Genomic DNA, 16093 nt, shown 5'->3' with positions numbered 1-16093 from the left:
AATGAGCGAACTGTCCAGCCTCCCTTTGTTTCACCGGATCGAAGGACAGCAGGTCTTGGTCCTTGGCGAAGGGGCTGCGGCAGAGCCCAAGCGGCGCTTGGTCGAGCGCGCGGGCGGGATCGTGGTGGACGACCAGCAGCGCGCGATTGACGAATGCGTGCGGTTGGCATTTGTCGCTTTCGAGGACGAACGGGCCTGCGAAGCGGCGGCGATCAACCTTCGCAGTGCGGGGATGCTCGTCAACGTCGTCGACCGGCCCGACCTTTGCGATTTCACCACCCCCAGCATTCTGGACCGCAACCCTGTCCTGATTGCGGTCGGGACCGGCGGAGCGTCTGCCGGGTTGGCGAAGCATGTGCGGCTGCGGTTGGAGAGGTCCTTGCCGCAATCCTTGGGCGCATTGGCCAAGGCGCTGTTTGGCGCGCGCGAGAAGCTGCGAGCGGCCTTCCCCGACCCTTCAGACAGGCGTCAGGCCTTGGACGAGGCGCTTGCTGAAGGCGGCGCGCTTGATCCGCTTGATCCCGCTTCGCATGAGCGGGTGGAGGATTGGGCGAGTGGCGCTGCCGAAATTGGGGCGCCTGCGACCTACGAATTCACCTTGGCGAGCGGCGATCCTGAAGACCTGACCCTGAAACAAGCGCGGCTGCTCGGTCAGGCTGATACCGTCTGCGCCGATCCACAAGTGCCGCCTGCAATCCTTGCAAGAGCGCGCGCCGACGCGGTGCGCCTCACTTGCGATCGGGCTTCCAATCCCGATGGAGCATGCGGGGCTGCGAGAGGGTGTGCGCAGCCGCCGCAATGCCCCAAAAGTCAGGCCCGGTCGGGGAAGGGAGGCCTGACTGTCATTCTGCGCCGGGGGAACGCAGAAGAGCTCTAACTAATGCCGTCAGATCAGGCCGCTTTCGCCAATGGCACTTCGACCTCGTGGAAGTAGCGCGCCATCGCTTCGGTTGATTGCTCGCTCAAACCGATAAAGGCCCGTCTGCGGTCAGTGGAATCGGCCACGCGGACAAACACGCCGCTATCAACCAGCTGCTTGATCCAGCGAAGCGCCGTGGTCGCAGGCACCGCTGCAGCGATGCACAGCGAGGTCACCGAAACGCGCTGATGCTCTGCATGCGCGGCAGTGAGGTCGAGCAGCATGTCCCATGCGGGGTCGGCGAACAGCTCTTCGTCAAAGAACTTCGCGCGCGCCTGACGGCCGGAAATGATCTGGCGCACATGACGCGGATCGGGCAGCGGAGGTCGTGCGTCGGATTTAGGAGCTTTAAAGTTCAATAGCGGATTGACCTCGGCACCGCGGAATTCCTGCGCAAAGTCGCTAACCTGATTGTCGCCCTTCTCTTGCGAGAATTCCCGGTGATGAGAAAGGCTGTCCAGCTTGTGCGCAATCGCCTCAACCTGACGCGAAAGATGCAGCAGGCCCAGCCGGTCCTCCTCGGTCATTTCGCGCACACGCGAGCTACTTAGGTCGGCCAGCACGCGGCCCACCGCGATCACCCGTTCTGCACGGCTGGGCTGGACCAGGATTTGCGGATCGCATTGATCCAGCGCGGCGAACACATCGTCCAGCGCGTCAATCGAAGTCGAGACGATCAGATGCGCGCCTGCTTGCGACACACGCATGTCGAGCCGCGACAAGGCCGCCGAAGTCCTGGCATCCAGCACCGGACAATCGACCATCACCACATCGCCGAGCAACGTGATCGGTCCGTCGAGCAGATTGGCCACCGCCCCGCCATCGACAGTGCGGAAACCCGCGCCTGCGAGATCCTCTTCAATCTGGTCACGCGTGCTGCCCCGGTCAGCGAAGATCGCGACCCTTGCAGGCAGTCCGGCACCGTCGGTCACGGCAACCTCACCGCCACTATAGGCAAAATCCTGCGTCTGATATTCGAGCTGCGCCATCGAATCATCTCCCTGTTTGATGAGAACGAGAGTAGAACAAAACAGGGTCAAGTCAAGATTATTACCTAATCCGCTGATTTTCCACGCGCACAATTGAACTTTTCGCACCTTTTGCGCGACTACACTTGTGATGACCGACAAAGCTCACCCCCCAAGCGTCAACAACGCCGCTGCGCTGTTTGACGAGATGCTTGTTGTGCTTGTCCAAAAGGGCGACAGCCATGCGGGTGAACGGCTTTTCCAGCGCTGGAACCGGCGGCTGATCCGCGCCGCGCGGCGTTATTGCGGCAGCGAGGATGGCGCGCATGATCTGGCGCAGGATTGCTGGGTCGCGATCTGGAAAGGGCTGGGCACTCTGCGCGATCCGGCGCGGTTCCGCTCCTATGCCTTTGCCGTTCTGCACCGCCGGGGCGCGAGCCGTTTGCGCGATGTGATCCGCGAACGCGAAGCTGCCCCCGACCCGCTCGAAACCGCGCTCCCCGCATCGCAATCGGAAAGCGCCGCGATCACTCAGGCCTTCACCGCGCTCCCGCCAGACCAGCGACTCGCCGCGCATCTGCACTTCGTCGAAGGCCTAACCCTGCGCGAGATCGCCGAGGTTCAGTCCATCGCCGAAGGCACCGCCAAGAGCCGCCTCTTCCACGCGCGCCGCAAGCTCAAAGCCGCGCTTGATCCCTCCCCCCAATCCCAAGGAGAATTGCAATGACCACCCCTGACAACCGCATCACCGATGCTCTCACCGAAGACGACCGCGCCTTCCTCTCCCGCCTTGATGACGAGCGCGGGCTGTTCACCCAGGTCGGCGACGTGCTGACCGGCCCGCTGAGCGGCTGGACCCGGCTCATCTTCGTCGTCACCTTCTTCATGAGCATGGCGACCATCTACGCGGTCTGGATGGCCTTCACCGTCGAAGGCACCCGCGAGCTGGTCCTGTGGAGTGCGGGTGCGGTAGTTGGTTTTGTCGGCACCGGTTTCACCAAGGACTGGTTCTTCAGCCGCATGAACATGCTCAACGTCCTGCGCGAAGTGAAGCGCCTGCAGGTGCAGGTGGCGCTGCTCTCCGAAGACCGGAATTAGGGCCGGATTTCGATCCGTGTCCCGTCGGGAACGAGTCGCCACAGCTCTTCGATCTCTTCATTGGTGAGCGCGATGCAGCCATCGGTCCAGTCTCCGCGCATCCGCCCTGCCCGCCCCGTCGGCTGACCATGGATGAAGATGTCACCGCCCGGCGAGCGCCCATATTGCGCGGCGAATTCACGGTCGGCACGGTTGGGATAGGATATGCCGAGCGAGAGGTGAAAGCGGCTCTGCGGATTGCGACGATTGATCGTGTAGATACCCTCCGGCGTGCGTTCGTCTCCCTGAAAGCGTTTGTGCCCCGACGGCGCATCGCCGAACTGAAGCCCGCGATAGGCGCGCACGGGGCGGCCCTGGCTGTATGCGATCAGGAGCCGCTCCGATTTGTCGATCACGAGATAATCAACAACCAGCGGACGGCCTGACAAGGAATCACGCGGGATCGAGCGCGAGGCGTAGCGGGGGCCATAACCGGGCGGCAGCGCTGTAGGAAAGCTGTTTGACGCGCCGCTATCACCAACCCGCGCACCCTGCGAGCCCGCGCAGGAGGCGAGCAGGAGGAACATCAGCAAGGCGGCTATCCGTGTCATAGCTTCGCCAGAATAGGCTTCTCAAAGCGCCTCGGCAATTCCGCCTGATACCCGATGTCCCAAGTGAGGACTCGTTTAGGCGGTGCTTAGTCCTCGAACGGATCGCGCATCAGGATCGTGTCGTCGCGCTCCGGACTGGTCGAGACCAGCGAGACCGGGCACTCGATCAGTTCCTGAATGCGCTGGATATACTTGATCGCATTGGCAGGCAGATCAGCATAGCTGCGCGCACCGGCTGTGCTTTCGCTCCAGCCTTCCATCTCTTCGTAGATCGGTTCAACTGCAGCCTGATCGGCGGAGTGGGTCGGCAGGTAGTCATAGACGTTCCCGCGCAGCCGGTAGCCGGTGCAGATCTTGACCGTCTCCAGCCCGTCCAGCACGTCAATCTTGGTCAGCGCAATGCCGGTCACGCCCGAGACCGCGCAGGTCTGACGCACCAGCACGGCGTCGAACCAGCCGACGCGGCGCTGACGGCCGGTGACAGTGCCAAACTCGTGCCCGCGCTCGCCCAGACGCTGCCCGACATCGTCGTCAAGCTCGGTCGGGAACGGGCCGGAGCCGACGCGGGTGGTGTAAGCCTTGACTATGCCCAGCACGAAGCCGGTTGCATTGGGGCCAAGCCCGCTGCCGCTCGCCGCAGTGCCGCTCACCGTGTTCGAGCTGGTGACGAAGGGATAGGTGCCGTGATCGACATCAAGCAGCACGCCCTGCGCGCCTTCGAACAGGATCTTGGCGCCCGCCTTGCGGACCTTCTTCAATCGCTTCCACACAGGCTGCGCGAACCGCAGCACGAAGGGAGCAACATCGCGCAGTTCGGCAAGCAAGGCTTCGCGGTCCACTGGCGGCTGGTCAAAGCCAGCGCGCAAAGCGTCGTGGTGTGCGCAGAGGCGATCGAGCTGCGGCTCCAGATCGTCGAGATGCGCAAGGTCGCACACGCGGATCGCACGGCGGCCAACCTTGTCTTCGTAAGCCGGGCCAATTCCGCGCCCCGTAGTGCCGATCTTGCCCTTGCCCGCAGCGGTTTCGCGCAATCCATCAAGGTCGCGGTGGAGCGGCAGGATCAGCGGGCAATTGTCAGCAACAGCGAGGTTGTCCGCGCTGATCTCAACGCCCTGGCCTTCCAGCTTGGCGACCTCATCGCGCAAGGCCCACGGGTCCAGAACCACGCCATTGCCGATCATGCTCATCGTGCCCGAGACGATGCCCGATGGCAGCAGCGACAGCTTGAACACCTTGCCGTCGATCACCAGCGTGTGACCGGCATTGTGGCCGCCCTGAAAGCGCACAACGGCATCCGCGCGGCTCGCAAGCCAGTCGACGATCTTGCCTTTGCCTTCATCGCCCCACTGGGCGCCGATTACGGTGACGTTAGCCATTCAATTCGTTCCTCGCTCTGAGCAAACCGCGCGGGGCCTAGGCGCTCCATCGGACAAGAGCAAGAGGCCGTCTGCGGCAAGCGAGAGTTGGACCGCGCAAGTGGGGTTTTTGAAAAACTTCCTGACTTCACAAACGCATGATTTCACGCGGGAATTCGCAAAATTCGCGCGAATGGGTGTAACCTTAGGCTTTCGGTCCATTGGCCCGCCTGTGGAAGACGAGGTGAAAGGGGGGCGATGCGGCGACATCCGCCCCATCTGCCACACCCCACGCAAGTAGGAAAATGCGCGAGCGCTTACTCGAAGGTCACGCTGGTCACTTCGCAGGCGTTGATCTGCGTGACAGCAATCTCGCGCCCACCAGCGGTCACGCCTTTGAAGTCAAAGATACACGCCGCCGAACCGTCATAGACATTGATGTTCCATTGCTGTCCGCTGGCGAGCATCCCGCTATCGCCCAGCTTGTTCTCACCCCAATCGACCACGGCCGAGTTTGACCACTGGATCGAAGTGAGCGCTTCGCCCGAACGGTTGAGCAGCGCGATATTGCGGTTGGCACCATCCGGGCTGATCGTGTCTTCCGGCACATCGACGATGGTTTCAGTTGCGGCAGCTTCTGCGGCGGCTGCTACGGCATCAGCGACGGCTTCCGCAGCAGCGTGTGCGTCTTCCCACCCGTTCGCTGTGCTGACGAAGAACACATTATAGACCTGACCAAGATTGCTGACTTCAAGCTGGAAGGTAGAGCATTTGCGCCCCGGATCAGCGGAAAACGCGGTCACGTCGGTCATGTCGTAGTTGGAATGGATCACGTCGCCATTTTCGGCGCGGACGACGAAATCAAGATCGGTATCGCCGTTACCTGCGACAGTGACCCAAGTCACGTCGCAAAGCCGCAGATTGACCGTCACTTTGCTGTTGGCATCGGCGCGATATTCGCCCGGACCGCTGCCCACCACTTCGTTACCGCTGCTTGGCAAGCTGGGGATCACCGGAGGCGGAGCCGGAGCGATTGCAATCGGCGAAGGCGGCCTCGCCACGGCCGCATCCGGCCCCAATTCCTCGCCATTATAGGTCACCGTGAGGATGTTGTAGACATCGCCCAAATTGCTCACCGACATCTGGAAATTCTCGCAGCCTGATCCAGGATCGAGGGTGAAATCGGTCTGGTCGGTCATGTCGTAATCGGTATGAACCGACGCGCCGCTTGAATCGTTGATATCGAAATCGAGATCGGTGTCCCCGTCCCCGCGCGCAGCAACCCGCGTCGTTTCGCAAACGCGCAGCAACATCTTGGTCTCCGACGTCGCGTTGATCCGGTACTGCCCTGAACCCGAGACGCCGCCCTGCTCGTTCACATCGGTCAGCGTGACCGAGAAGACGTTGTAAACATCGCCCAGATTGTCGACCGCCATCGCAAACGTCTCGCAGCCGTCAGAGGGCGATAGCGTCGCATAGGTCACATCGGACAGGTCGAAGTCGGAATGGATGGTATCGCCACCCTCATCGGTGATGGTGAAGTCGAGATCGGTGTCACCATCGCCGCGCACTTCGAGCAGGCTGGTGCTGCACACTGGCAGATCGACGCGGATGGAGGAATTGGCCGCAGCGTTGTAGCTGCCCGGCCCGCTTTCCTCGGCAACCGTGCTCACCCGCGACACCGCGGAAGTCGAATTCGAAGCAAGGCTGGTGCTCGGCGCGGTGCCGCTGAACGGCTCCTCGCTCACCCCTTCGGGCGAGACCATCACCATCAGCGCGTTATAGACCTCGCCCAGATTAGCGACTTCCATCTCGAACTTCTCGCAATCCGACAGCAATCCGGCGAGCGTCGCGGTTGTCTCATCGGACAGGTCGTCATTCTCATGCACCACCGCGCCATCGGAATTGCGCACGATAAAATCGAGATCGGTGTCGCCGTCGCCGCGCGCGAGCAATTGCGCCGAAGTCCCGCAGGCCTTGAAATCGACAGTTTGAGTGGCGCTGGGCTGAATGATGTATTTCTCGATGCGCGGCGAGCTTTCGGTGACCGGCTCCAGCACCACGGTGAAGGTGTTTTCCTCTTCACCCAGATTGGAGACCGCAAGACCGAAGGTTTCGCACCCCTCGCCCTCTTTCTCGATCACGACGGAGAGATAATCATCGATCCCCTGATCGGAATGGACCTGTCCACCGCGCGAATTGCTGACCACGAAATCGAGGTCGGTGCCGGTATCGCCGCGCACCGCCAGCTGGCTCTCGGCCGAGCAGATTTCGAGGTTGATCCGCACAAGGTCTTCGCCCGCGACAGTGTATTCATCGATACTCGCCTGAGCAGGAGCCGCGACAAAAGCGGCCAGTGCCGTGCATGCGAGAAGTGAAGTCCGTGTGCGTGTCATCTGCGCCCCTGTGATCGTGCCCTTTGATTTCAGGCAAAAGCTATAGAGGTTTGATCCTGAATAACAGGTGATTTGTTGCGATTGTCGCTGGGATACAATCATGCGGGGGCCCCGCGAGACGTATCAGATCTCGCTGAGGTCGCTGCCCGTCAGGATATGGGTGCAGCCCAGCCGTGCGGGGTCTTCGTCAGCGGATAGCTGCGAAATGGTGCGCGCGCCCTGTGCGCGAAAGGCTCCCGCGATGGCCGCGTCGTGCCCGTCGGGCAGGTAGATTGTGGTGGCCGCTTCCGGCTGCGGCACTGCCTCGGCCAGCCGGTCGAGATAGAGGGTGAAGCCGGTGGCGGCTTCCTCGCTGCCGCTAATCCGGTAGGTGCCCCCGCGCCCGGCGGCTCCGCGCACGCCCTCGGCATAGAGGGTGAAGCCGAACCAGCTTTGATATTCGAACCCGTGCCGTTCGGTCGGGTCGAGGGTGACGCGCGCAAGGCTGCCCACCCGCGCTGCAATCGCCTCCAGCCCGTCGAGCCGCGTTGCCAGCACACCGCTGGCATCCAGCTCGCGCAATTGCGGCAGGGCGTCGGCGATCGGCCCTGCGGCGTAGAGCAGCGGCAGATAGGCCGCCCCGCCCGCCGCTTTCAGCCCGCCAGCATCCTTGGTGTCGAGTTCAGCGCGGATCGCTTCCACCGTGCCTGCATCAAGTGACCCGTCCTGCGCCGCGAGCGTATCAACCAGATCAGGCATGGTGAAATCGACTGACAATCCGGTAAGGCCCGCCGCCGCCAGCGCTTCGAGCGCAGTGCTGACAATCTCGCTTGCCGCCGCAACCGTGTCCGCTCCGATCAGCTCACCGCCCAGCTGTAGCCGCTCGCGCGCCGGGTCGAGCTGGCTTGCCTCGATCAAAGCGGTGTCGCCGGAATAGGCGAGCCGCAAGGGGCGTGGGGCGTCCTTCATGCTGGTGGCTGCAATCCGGCTTATCTGCGGGGTGATGTCTGAACGCAAAGCCAGCGTGCGCAGGCTCGCCGGATCGGTCATGCGGAAACAGCGCTCGGTCGCAACGCCCTTCATGCGGCTCGCCAGCGAACTTTCAAATTCGAGCAGCGGCGGGCGCACCCTCTCATAGCCATGCGAGGCCAGCACATCGAGGCACGCGCGCATGGCGCCGGTAATCCGCGCGGCGGATTGCGGCAGGCGGTCCTCAAGACCGACGGGGAGAAGATCGCTGGATTTGCTCATCGGCACGCCCCTACCCAATTCGTCATGCAAGCGGAAGGCTCGCATGACGAATGGTAAGTCAGATTAAAAGCTCAAAGCTTTCACCACCTTCACGCCTTCCAGCGCGCAGGCCGCCTGGATCACCTCTGCGCCCGGCGCATCGTCGAGGCTGAGCAGCAGCACCGCCTCCCCGCCCGCATCGCGCCGGCCAAGGTTGAAGGTGCCGATATTGATGCCAGCCTCACCCAGCAAAGTCCCGATCCGGCCAATAAAACCCGGCTTGTCGTCATTCACGACATAGAGCATGTGCCCCGCCAATTCCGCTTCGATCCCGATACCGAAGATCTGCACCAGACGCGGTTCGTGCTTGCCAAACAAAGTGCCTGCGACCGAGCGCGTGCCCTGGTCGGTCTCGACCGAGACGCGGATCAGCGTGTTGTAGGCCCCCTCGCGTGTCTGGCGCACTTCGCTGACTTCCAGCCCGCGCTCCTTCGCAAGATATGGCGCGTTGACCATGTTCACCGTGTCGGAATAGCGGCGCATAAAGCCCGCCAGCACCGCGCCGGTGATCGGCTTGCCGGAAAGCTCCGCCGCCGCGCCTTCGCGCTCGATGCTGATCTTGGTGAGGTTGCCATGCGCCAGCTGGCCCACAAGGCTGCCCAGCCGCTCTGCCAGCGCCATATAGGGCTTGAGCTTGGGGGCTTCTTCCGCGGAAAGGCTCGGCATGTTGAGCGCGTTGGTGACGCCGCCATTGACGAGGTAATCGGCCATCTGCTCGGCCACTTGCAGCGCGACATTAACCTGCGCTTCGGTGGTCGAAGCGCCAAGATGCGGCGTGCAGATGAAATTGGGCGAACCGAAAAGCGGGCTTTCCTTGGCAGGCTCGGTCTCGAACACGTCGAGCGCTGCGCCTGCAACCTGACCGCTGTCGAGGCAGTCCTTGAGTGCCGCCTCGTCGATCAACCCGCCGCGCGCGCAATTGACGATGCGGATGCCCGGCTTGGCATTCTCCAGCCGCTCGCGGCTCAGGATGTTGCGCGTCTCGTCGGTCAGCGGGGTGTGAAGGCTGACGAAATCGGCGCGCGACAGCAGCGTGTCGAGATCGACCTTTTCGATGCCAAGTTCGACCGCGCGGTCGTCGGTAAGGAAGGGGTCATAGGCGATCACTTTCATCTTCAGGCCCAGCGCGCGGCTGGCAACGATCCCGCCAATATTGCCCGCACCGATCAGGCCTAGCGTTTTGCCGGTCACCTCGACGCCCATGAAGTCCTTCTTGGGCCATTCGCCTTTCTGCGTGCGAGCATCGGCTGCCGGGATCATCCGGGCGAGCGCCATGATCATCGCAATCGCGTGTTCGGCGGTGGTGATCGAATTACCGAACGGCGTGTTCATCACCACCACACCCTTGCCGCTGGCATAGGGAATATCGACATTGTCGACCCCGATGCCTGCGCGGCCAATGACTTTGAGGTTGGTCGCCGCGTCCAGCACGGCAGGCGTCACAGTGGTCGAGCTGCGGATCGCGAGCCCGTCATAATCGCCGATGCGCGCGATCAGCTCTTCGGGGGTTTCGCCGGTGATGACATCGACGTCGCAGCCGCGCTCTTCGAATATGCGCGCGGCATTGGGGTCCATCTTGTCGGAGATGAGGACGCGAGGTTTCATTGGGGGTTTTGTCATGGAATGTCTCCAATCGTCATCCCGGACTTGATCCGGGATCCCGCTTCTTTTTGCGGGGAGAAAAGGAAGTTAGCGGGGCCCCGGATCAAAGTCCGGGGCGACGCCAATTGTTAGAGAAGCGCTCGGCTCAACCGGCTTTAACGCTCGCGTAGGCCCATTCGATCCACGGCAGCAGCGCCGTGATATCGGACGCCTCCAGCGTGCCGCCGCACCAGATGCGCAGGGACGGCGGAGCGTCGCGGTAGCCGTTGAAGTCGTAGCCAACATGGCGGTCTTCGAGCAGTTTCACGATCTTCTTGGGCACTGCGGCCTGATCGTCTGCTGAAAGGCCATCATACCATTCGCCGGTGAACTGCATGCACACGCCGGTATTGGTGCGCTGCGCCGGGTCGGAGACCATGTTCTTGAGCCACGGCGTCGCTTCGATCCAGTCCTTGACCAGATTGGCGTTGGTGTTGGCGCGTTCGAACATCGCCTGACGCCCGCCGATCGACTTCGCCCATTCGAGCGCGGCGATGTAATCCTCGGTCGCGAGCAGCGAAGGCGTGTTGATCGTCGCGCCTTCAAAGATGCCGCGATTGAGCTTGTCGCCCTTTTTCATGCGGAACAGTTTGGGCAGCGGCCATGACGGGTCATAGCTTTCAATCCGCTCGACCGCTTTGGGCGAGAGGATCAGCATGCCGTGCTGCGCTTCACTGCCCATAACCTTTTGCCAGCTATAGGTCGTCGCATCGAGCTTCGCCCAGTCCATCTCCATCGCGAAGATAGCGCTGGTAGCGTCGTTGATGGTGATGCCTTCACGGCCCGGAGCGAGCCAGTCGGTGTTCGGGATCATCGCGCCGGACGTCGTGCCGTTCCAGGTGAAGACAACGTCATTGTCCTGCGGGATCGAAGCTAGGTCGGGAATCTCGCCGTAATCTGCCGAAAGCGTCGTCAGGTTCGGAAGCTTCAGCTGCTTCGCCGCATCCTGAATCCAGACATTGCCAAAGCTCTCCCACGCCGCAACCGTCGTCGGGCGCGCGGGGTCGAGCATGTTCCACATCGCTGCTTCGAGAGCGCCGGTGTCGGAGGCTGGCATAATGCCGATCAGGTAGTCGTCGGGGATGCCCAGCAGCTCGCGAGAGAGGTCAATCGCGTATTTCAGACGACCTTTGGCAAGCGCGGAGCGATGCGAGCGCCCGAGCGATTCGGTTTGCAATTTGTCGAGGGTCCATCCGGGGAACTTGACCGTCGGGCCGGATGAAAATTGGGGACGCGCCGGCTTTACTGCCGGCTCGGCAGGTACGTTAGTCATTGATATTCTCTCCTTACAGAGAGCACGCGCGGCGTTGGGACCGCGTGGCCCGTCGGCGGCTTTAGTGGGGTGGGGGTGGGAGTCAATGAGGGAGGTTGGTGATTTCTGGTGAAGTCACCGGATTGAGGGGTGGAGGGTTGTTTGTTTTTCGCGCGTTGTTTGTTTTGCGCGCCCGCCTCCGCGGGCGCGTCCTCGCTAGACGTGCGGCAAGCCGCACCCGCTGCGGACGAGCAGTCGCCCTTGCGGCGCTGCGCGCCGTGCTCCGCGACATGGTAGCTAGCTTGCGCCAAGCGTAAGGCGCGAAGCTGATGGCTTGGAATGGTTCGGGCTGCGACTAGCAGCCCGCGAGCGCACGCGCGCGAGCCGCAGGTGCCCGACTGAGCGTAGCGAGGGAGGAACAGCACCGAGGACGCTCCCACGGAGGTGGGAGCGAAAGCCAAAGACTCCCTCGCCAACTTACAAATCCTGCACTATTGCAGCCGCCAAGATGAAAACATCGGACCTCAGGATCGCCCTTTTCAGCGGCAATTACAATTACACACGAGACGGGGCGAATCAGGCGCTCAACCGTCTTGTTGGATCACTGCTGGCCAAAGGCGCAGCGGTGCGGATCTATGCGCCTACGGTCGAAAATCCCGATTTCGAACCGACCGGCGATCTGGTTGGCGTTCCCAATGTGCGCATGCCGGTGAAGGGTCGCGGCGAATATCGCCTGCCCTTGCGGCTGGGGCGCGCGGTGAAGCGCGATCTGGCCAAGTTCAAGCCCAACATCGTTCACCTGTCTTCGCCCGATCCCTCGGGCCACGCGGCGCTGAGCTGGGCGCAGGATCACGACATTCCCGTGCTTGCCTCGGTCCACACGCGGTTCGAAACCTATCCGCGCTATTACAAGCTCGCCTTTCTTGAGCCGGTCGTCACCGGCATTTTGCGGCGGTTCTACAATCGCTGCGATGCGCTGGTCGCGCCGTCGCAAAGCATGATCGACGAGCTGATCGCGACAGACATGCATGACGACATCTCGCTGTGGACACGCGGGGTGGACCGCACGATCTTTGCGCGCGAGAAACGCGATCCCGAATTGCGCCGCTCGCTTGGCCTTGAGGAGGACGACGTCGCGATTGTCTTTCTCGGGCGGCTGGTGATGGAAAAGGGCCTCGACGTCTTTGCCGAAACTATCGTCCAGCTGCGCAAGCGTCAGGTTCCGCACAAGGTTCTGGTGATCGGCGACGGCCCGGCGCGCGGCTGGTTCGAAGAGGCGCTTCCGGGCGGTATCTTCGCAGGGTTCAAGACCGGCGCTGATCTGGGCAAGGCGCTGGCGAGCGGGGACATCTTCCTCAACCCGTCGATCACCGAGACGTTCGGCAATGTAACACTGGAAGCCATGGCCTGCGGGTTGCCGGTGGTGGCAGCAGGAGCGACCGGCGCATCGAGCCTCGTTACCGATGGCGAGACCGGCCGGCTCGTGCCGCTTAAAGGCAAAGGCTCGAACGCCGCGCCAGACAGCGAAGGCCTCGCCGAAGCCATCGCGCCCTATTGCACCGATCCCGCCTTGCGCATGGCGCATGGTCAGGCAGGCGAAGATCGCAGCCGCGAATACAGCTGGGAAGCGATCAATCAGGTCGTCGCAGACACCTATGTGCGCCTGATCGAAGACCGTCGCGCGCTGCAAGAGGCGGAAGCGGCAGCCGAAGCCGCCGCGTAGTTTGCTGCGTGCGGACCGGACCTCCGTCCGGTCCTTGGTCTCTTGGAATCCAGAGCCACCCGCCTCCTCCGCCCTTCCACCCGGATTATCACACCGGGTTACGATCCGGGTGGAAGGGCGGAGGGAGCGGGCGGCATGGCGCGAGCGAAGCGAGCCGCAAGCAAAAAATGCTTACTTCAGCACACCGTCATTGCGCATCCGCACGGCGTAGTAGAGCATGAACAGCGTCGTCGCCCATATCAGTAGCGTCATCGCCGGGCTGGCCAAGCTTTCAGGAATATCGGCAATGCCATATTGCCAGATATTCGATCCGATCAGGCCGATGATTGCGATCACGATTGCGTGAACCGCAAAGCGCGAACGGAAGAGCAGCAACAGCGAGCCGGCAATTGCGCCCCAGACGCCCAGCGCCCAGAATGCATTGGCCCAGACAGGGCTGGATTCGAAAAAGGCAATCTCAGCCTCGCCCATTCCCAAATCAGCAAGCTTTCCAAGACGCGTCATGGTGTAACTGAATCCGCCCACCGCATTCCAAAGCAGCGTAAGGATGCCGACCACCCAAAGGTGCCACGGGGTTTTGACCCCGCCCAGTGTGTTGTTCATGATTGTCCCCTCTCCCGGACGACGCGACCCGTCCATGGAGAGGGAAACTAGTGAAGAGCGCGGCCCGCCGCAATCGCGTTAACGTTCGGCAGCAGACATCGCTCGTTAAGCGGCGCTAGATCCGCTCGATCCGCTTGGCGACCTCGTCGATAATGTCGACGATTTCGTCCATCACCTTCTTGTCGAGTGTGCCGGTGCGCGCGCGGTTTTTCAGCACAGTGGCAAGGTTGCCCATCGCGCGGAATAGGTCGGGAGAGCGAACCTTTTCGGCCCGCTCGCCATGCTTGCCGAGCCGCGCCATCAGCGCCTCGACTTCATCGGCGCGCTCTTCGAGTTCGGCGGTGCCTTCATCGGTCGCCTTGAAGGGCTTCTTCGCATCCTTCGACTTCGCCTCGGTGATCTTGCCTTCATCGGCGAGCATTTGCAGCGTCGGGTAAACCGCACCGGGGCTGGGCGCATAGCTGCCGCCGGTCATGTCCTCGATCGCCTTGATCAGTTCATAACCGTGACGCTCTTCCTCAGCGATCAGTGCGAGCAGCGCGAGGCGCAGTTCGCCTTGGCCGAACATCCGGCCCCGGCGCTTGCGCCCATGCCTGCGACCGCCGCCGCCGGGTCCATCTTCGTCCCAGCCGCCAAAATCGGCTTCCCATTTGCCGCCTGATGCCGCCATCATGGCAATCATCGGCCCGAGATTTTCCCAGCCGCCGCGGCGATTGAATTTGCGATGTTTGTTCCAGGTCATATTCAACAGTCTCCTGTGATCGAGTGAATTCCGACCACTGTTTTGGGCAGTCCCTTGAAGACCCGCGTAAGAAAGCATTTGCGTATCTTCGATAGGTCCAAGATATATCTTAAACACGGATGTGCAAGAGGCGGATGGCATTTTCTGACGAGTAGCTTATCGAGTTCGACCAATGGCAGACCTGTTCGAAGACGACCCGGTGCCCGCACAGGCACAAGCACCCCGAGACGATAGCGACGCACCGCTGGCAGACCGTCTGCGCCCGCGCGCGCTAGATGAAGTCATAGGGCAGGAACACCTCACCGGCCCCGAAGGCGCAATCGGGCGCATGGTCGCGGCAGGCAAGCTTGCCAGCATGGTCCTGTGGGGACCGCCGGGGACTGGCAAGACCAGCATCGCGCGCCTTCTCGCCGATGCGGTGGGCATGCGCTTTGTCGCGATCAGTGCGGTGTTTTCGGGTGTCGCCGACCTGAAGAAGGCCTTTGCCGAAGCCGACAAGATGGCCAGCGCGGGCAGGAAGACGCTGCTGTTCGTGGACGAGATCCACCGCTTCAACCGCGCGCAGCAGGACGGGTTCCTCCCCTTTGTCGAGCGCGGGACGGTGACTTTGGTGGGCGCGACCACCGAGAATCCCAGTTTTGCATTGAATGCTGCTTTGCTCAGCCGCGCACAGGTGCTGATCCTGGAACGATTGGGGCATGAAGCGCTGGAGGCTTTGCTCACCCGCGCCGAAGGCCTCGAAGGCCCCCTCCCCCTCACACCAGACGCCCGCGCCGCTTTGGTCGCAAGCGCCGATGGAGACGGGCGCTTCCTGCTCGGGCAGGCGGAGACGCTCTACAATGCGAAGCTGCCCGAACCGCTCGATCCGGCGGCTTTGGGCGCGTTCCTGCAACGCCGCGTGGCGGTCTATGACAAGGACCGTGACGGGCATTACAACCTCATCAGCGCGCTGCATAAGGCTCTGCGCGGGTCCGATCCGCAGGCCTCGCTTTACTATCTCGCGCGGATGCTGACGGCGGGCGAGGAGCCGCTTTTCGTCCTGCGCCGCCTGGTGCGGTTTGCGTCGGAAGACATAGGCCTCGCCGATCCGCAGGCGCTCACCCAATGCCTCGCGGCCAAGGATGCCTACCAGTTCCTTGGCTCTCCCGAAGGCGAGCTGGCGATTGTGCAAGCCTGCCTCTACTGCGCCACCGCGCCCAAATCGAACGCCGCCTATGCTGCGCAGAAATCCGCCTTCCGCACGGCGCGCGAAACTGGCAGCCTGTTGCCGCCTGCCAACATCCTCAACGCGCCGACAAAGCTGATGAAGGATATCGGATATGGCGACGGCTATTCCTATGACCACGACGCGGATGAAGGCTTTTCGGGCGACAATTACTGGCCCGAGGAAATGGAGCCGCAAAGCTTCTACGAGCCGGTCGAGCGCGGCTTTGAACGCAAGCTCCGCGAGCGGATGGCCTATTGGGACAAATTGCGCGGGGAACGCCAAAGATGAGCTTTTGTGCCCTGGATTCCCCTCCGCTCGCCCTGAGCTTGT

Annotated in this window: 14 protein-coding genes; 5 read left to right on the top strand and 9 right to left on the bottom strand. The window is 62.3% G+C overall.

The window, feature by feature from the left end; translation table 11 throughout:
• Position 1 precedes the first annotated feature (1 nt).
• Positions 2–877, top strand: coding sequence for an NAD(P)-dependent oxidoreductase (locus Q0887_RS01080; protein ID WP_299191609.1), 876 nt, complete (start codon positions 2–4; stop codon positions 875–877).
• Positions 878–891: 14 nt separating this feature from the next.
• Here the strand turns inward: Q0887_RS01080 and Q0887_RS01075 are convergent, their stop codons facing one another.
• Positions 892–1908 carry a MarR family transcriptional regulator gene (locus Q0887_RS01075; protein ID WP_299191607.1) on the bottom strand — a complete coding sequence of 339 codons (1017 nt, stop codon included), beginning with the start codon at positions 1906–1908 and terminating at the stop codon, positions 892–894.
• A 130-nt stretch (positions 1909–2038) separates the two neighbouring features.
• Between Q0887_RS01075 and Q0887_RS01070 the strand changes: the two genes are divergently transcribed.
• Together Q0887_RS01070 and Q0887_RS01065 are read left to right on the top strand one after the other, a co-directional pair.
• Positions 2039–2614, top strand: a complete 576-nt coding sequence (locus Q0887_RS01070) for an RNA polymerase sigma factor (RefSeq protein WP_299191605.1) — start codon at positions 2039–2041, stop codon at positions 2612–2614.
• Positions 2611–2985 (top strand): DUF6768 family protein, encoded by a 375-nt coding sequence (locus Q0887_RS01065; RefSeq protein ID WP_299191603.1) that lies wholly within the window; start codon positions 2611–2613, stop codon positions 2983–2985. Before Q0887_RS01070 ends, Q0887_RS01065 begins: the two co-directional genes overlap by 4 nt.
• Here the strand turns inward: Q0887_RS01065 and Q0887_RS01060 are convergent.
• The 6 genes from Q0887_RS01060 to Q0887_RS01035 form a co-directional block, all read right to left on the bottom strand.
• Complete coding sequence (locus tag Q0887_RS01060; protein WP_299191601.1) at positions 2982–3575, bottom strand: L,D-transpeptidase family protein; 594 nt, start codon at positions 3573–3575, stop codon at positions 2982–2984. The genes Q0887_RS01065 and Q0887_RS01060 overlap by 4 nt on opposite strands.
• Before the next feature lie 86 nt (positions 3576–3661).
• Positions 3662–4951 (bottom strand): adenylosuccinate synthase, encoded by a 1290-nt coding sequence (locus Q0887_RS01055; RefSeq protein ID WP_299191599.1) that lies wholly within the window; start codon positions 4949–4951, stop codon positions 3662–3664.
• Positions 4952–5247: 296 nt separating this feature from the next.
• The gene (locus Q0887_RS01050; protein ID WP_299191597.1) at positions 5248–7326 is read right to left on the bottom strand and encodes a hypothetical protein; all 2079 of its coding nucleotides are present in this window, start codon (positions 7324–7326) and stop codon (positions 5248–5250) included.
• 123 nt (positions 7327–7449) lie between these two features.
• Positions 7450–8556, bottom strand: coding sequence for an ATP phosphoribosyltransferase regulatory subunit (locus Q0887_RS01045; protein WP_299191595.1), 1107 nt, complete (start codon positions 8554–8556; stop codon positions 7450–7452).
• Between the two features lie 63 nt (positions 8557–8619).
• Complete coding sequence (gene serA / locus Q0887_RS01040; RefSeq protein WP_299191593.1) at positions 8620–10215, bottom strand: phosphoglycerate dehydrogenase; 1596 nt, start codon at positions 10213–10215, stop codon at positions 8620–8622.
• Between the two features lie 127 nt (positions 10216–10342).
• Positions 10343–11509, bottom strand: coding sequence for a phosphoserine transaminase (locus tag Q0887_RS01035; protein ID WP_299191591.1), 1167 nt, complete (start codon positions 11507–11509; stop codon positions 10343–10345).
• Positions 11510–11996: 487 nt separating this feature from the next.
• Between Q0887_RS01035 and Q0887_RS01030 the strand changes: the two genes are divergently transcribed.
• Positions 11997–13211 (top strand): glycosyltransferase family 1 protein, encoded by a 1215-nt coding sequence (locus Q0887_RS01030; protein WP_299191589.1) that lies wholly within the window; start codon positions 11997–11999, stop codon positions 13209–13211.
• A 171-nt stretch (positions 13212–13382) separates the two neighbouring features.
• Here the strand turns inward: Q0887_RS01030 and Q0887_RS01025 are convergent, their stop codons facing one another.
• Complete coding sequence (locus Q0887_RS01025; protein ID WP_299191587.1) at positions 13383–13814, bottom strand: hypothetical protein; 432 nt, start codon at positions 13812–13814, stop codon at positions 13383–13385.
• Between the two features lie 115 nt (positions 13815–13929).
• Complete coding sequence (locus Q0887_RS01020; RefSeq protein WP_299191585.1) at positions 13930–14556, bottom strand: PadR family transcriptional regulator; 627 nt, start codon at positions 14554–14556, stop codon at positions 13930–13932.
• Between the two features lie 172 nt (positions 14557–14728).
• Here Q0887_RS01020 and Q0887_RS01015 point away from each other — a divergent pair, with 172 nt between their 5' ends.
• Positions 14729–16051, top strand: coding sequence for a replication-associated recombination protein A (locus Q0887_RS01015; protein WP_299191583.1), 1323 nt, complete (start codon positions 14729–14731; stop codon positions 16049–16051).
• Positions 16052–16093 lie beyond the last annotated feature (42 nt).

Origin of the sequence: uncultured Erythrobacter sp. (assembly GCF_947492365.1) — a bacterium.
Lineage (GTDB): Bacteria > Pseudomonadota > Alphaproteobacteria > Sphingomonadales > Sphingomonadaceae > Erythrobacter.
This window is presented reverse-complemented; position numbering and strand designations above follow the sequence as displayed.

Coding starts and splice junctions, on each gene's coding strand:
- Q0887_RS01020 (WP_299191585.1), bottom strand. CDS start 14,556: ATGACCTGGAACAAACATCGCAAATTCAATCGCCGCGGCGGCTGGGAA.
- Q0887_RS01075 (WP_299191607.1), bottom strand. CDS start 1,908: ATGGCGCAGCTCGAATATCAGACGCAGGATTTTGCCTATAGTGGCGGT.
- Q0887_RS01035 (WP_299191591.1), bottom strand. CDS start 11,509: ATGACTAACGTACCTGCCGAGCCGGCAGTAAAGCCGGCGCGTCCCCAA.
- Q0887_RS01015 (WP_299191583.1), top strand. CDS start 14,729: ATGGCAGACCTGTTCGAAGACGACCCGGTGCCCGCACAGGCACAAGCA.
- Q0887_RS01060 (WP_299191601.1), bottom strand. CDS start 3,575: ATGACACGGATAGCCGCCTTGCTGATGTTCCTCCTGCTCGCCTCCTGC.
- Q0887_RS01050 (WP_299191597.1), bottom strand. CDS start 7,326: ATGACACGCACACGGACTTCACTTCTCGCATGCACGGCACTGGCCGCT.
- Q0887_RS01055 (WP_299191599.1), bottom strand. CDS start 4,951: ATGGCTAACGTCACCGTAATCGGCGCCCAGTGGGGCGATGAAGGCAAA.
- Q0887_RS01045 (WP_299191595.1), bottom strand. CDS start 8,556: ATGAGCAAATCCAGCGATCTTCTCCCCGTCGGTCTTGAGGACCGCCTG.
- Q0887_RS01025 (WP_299191587.1), bottom strand. CDS start 13,814: ATGAACAACACACTGGGCGGGGTCAAAACCCCGTGGCACCTTTGGGTG.
- Q0887_RS01065 (WP_299191603.1), top strand. CDS start 2,611: ATGACCACCCCTGACAACCGCATCACCGATGCTCTCACCGAAGACGAC.
- Q0887_RS01070 (WP_299191605.1), top strand. CDS start 2,039: ATGACCGACAAAGCTCACCCCCCAAGCGTCAACAACGCCGCTGCGCTG.
- Q0887_RS01030 (WP_299191589.1), top strand. CDS start 11,997: ATGAAAACATCGGACCTCAGGATCGCCCTTTTCAGCGGCAATTACAAT.
- Q0887_RS01080 (WP_299191609.1), top strand. CDS start 2: ATGAGCGAACTGTCCAGCCTCCCTTTGTTTCACCGGATCGAAGGACAG.
- serA (WP_299191593.1), bottom strand. CDS start 10,215: ATGACAAAACCCCCAATGAAACCTCGCGTCCTCATCTCCGACAAGATG.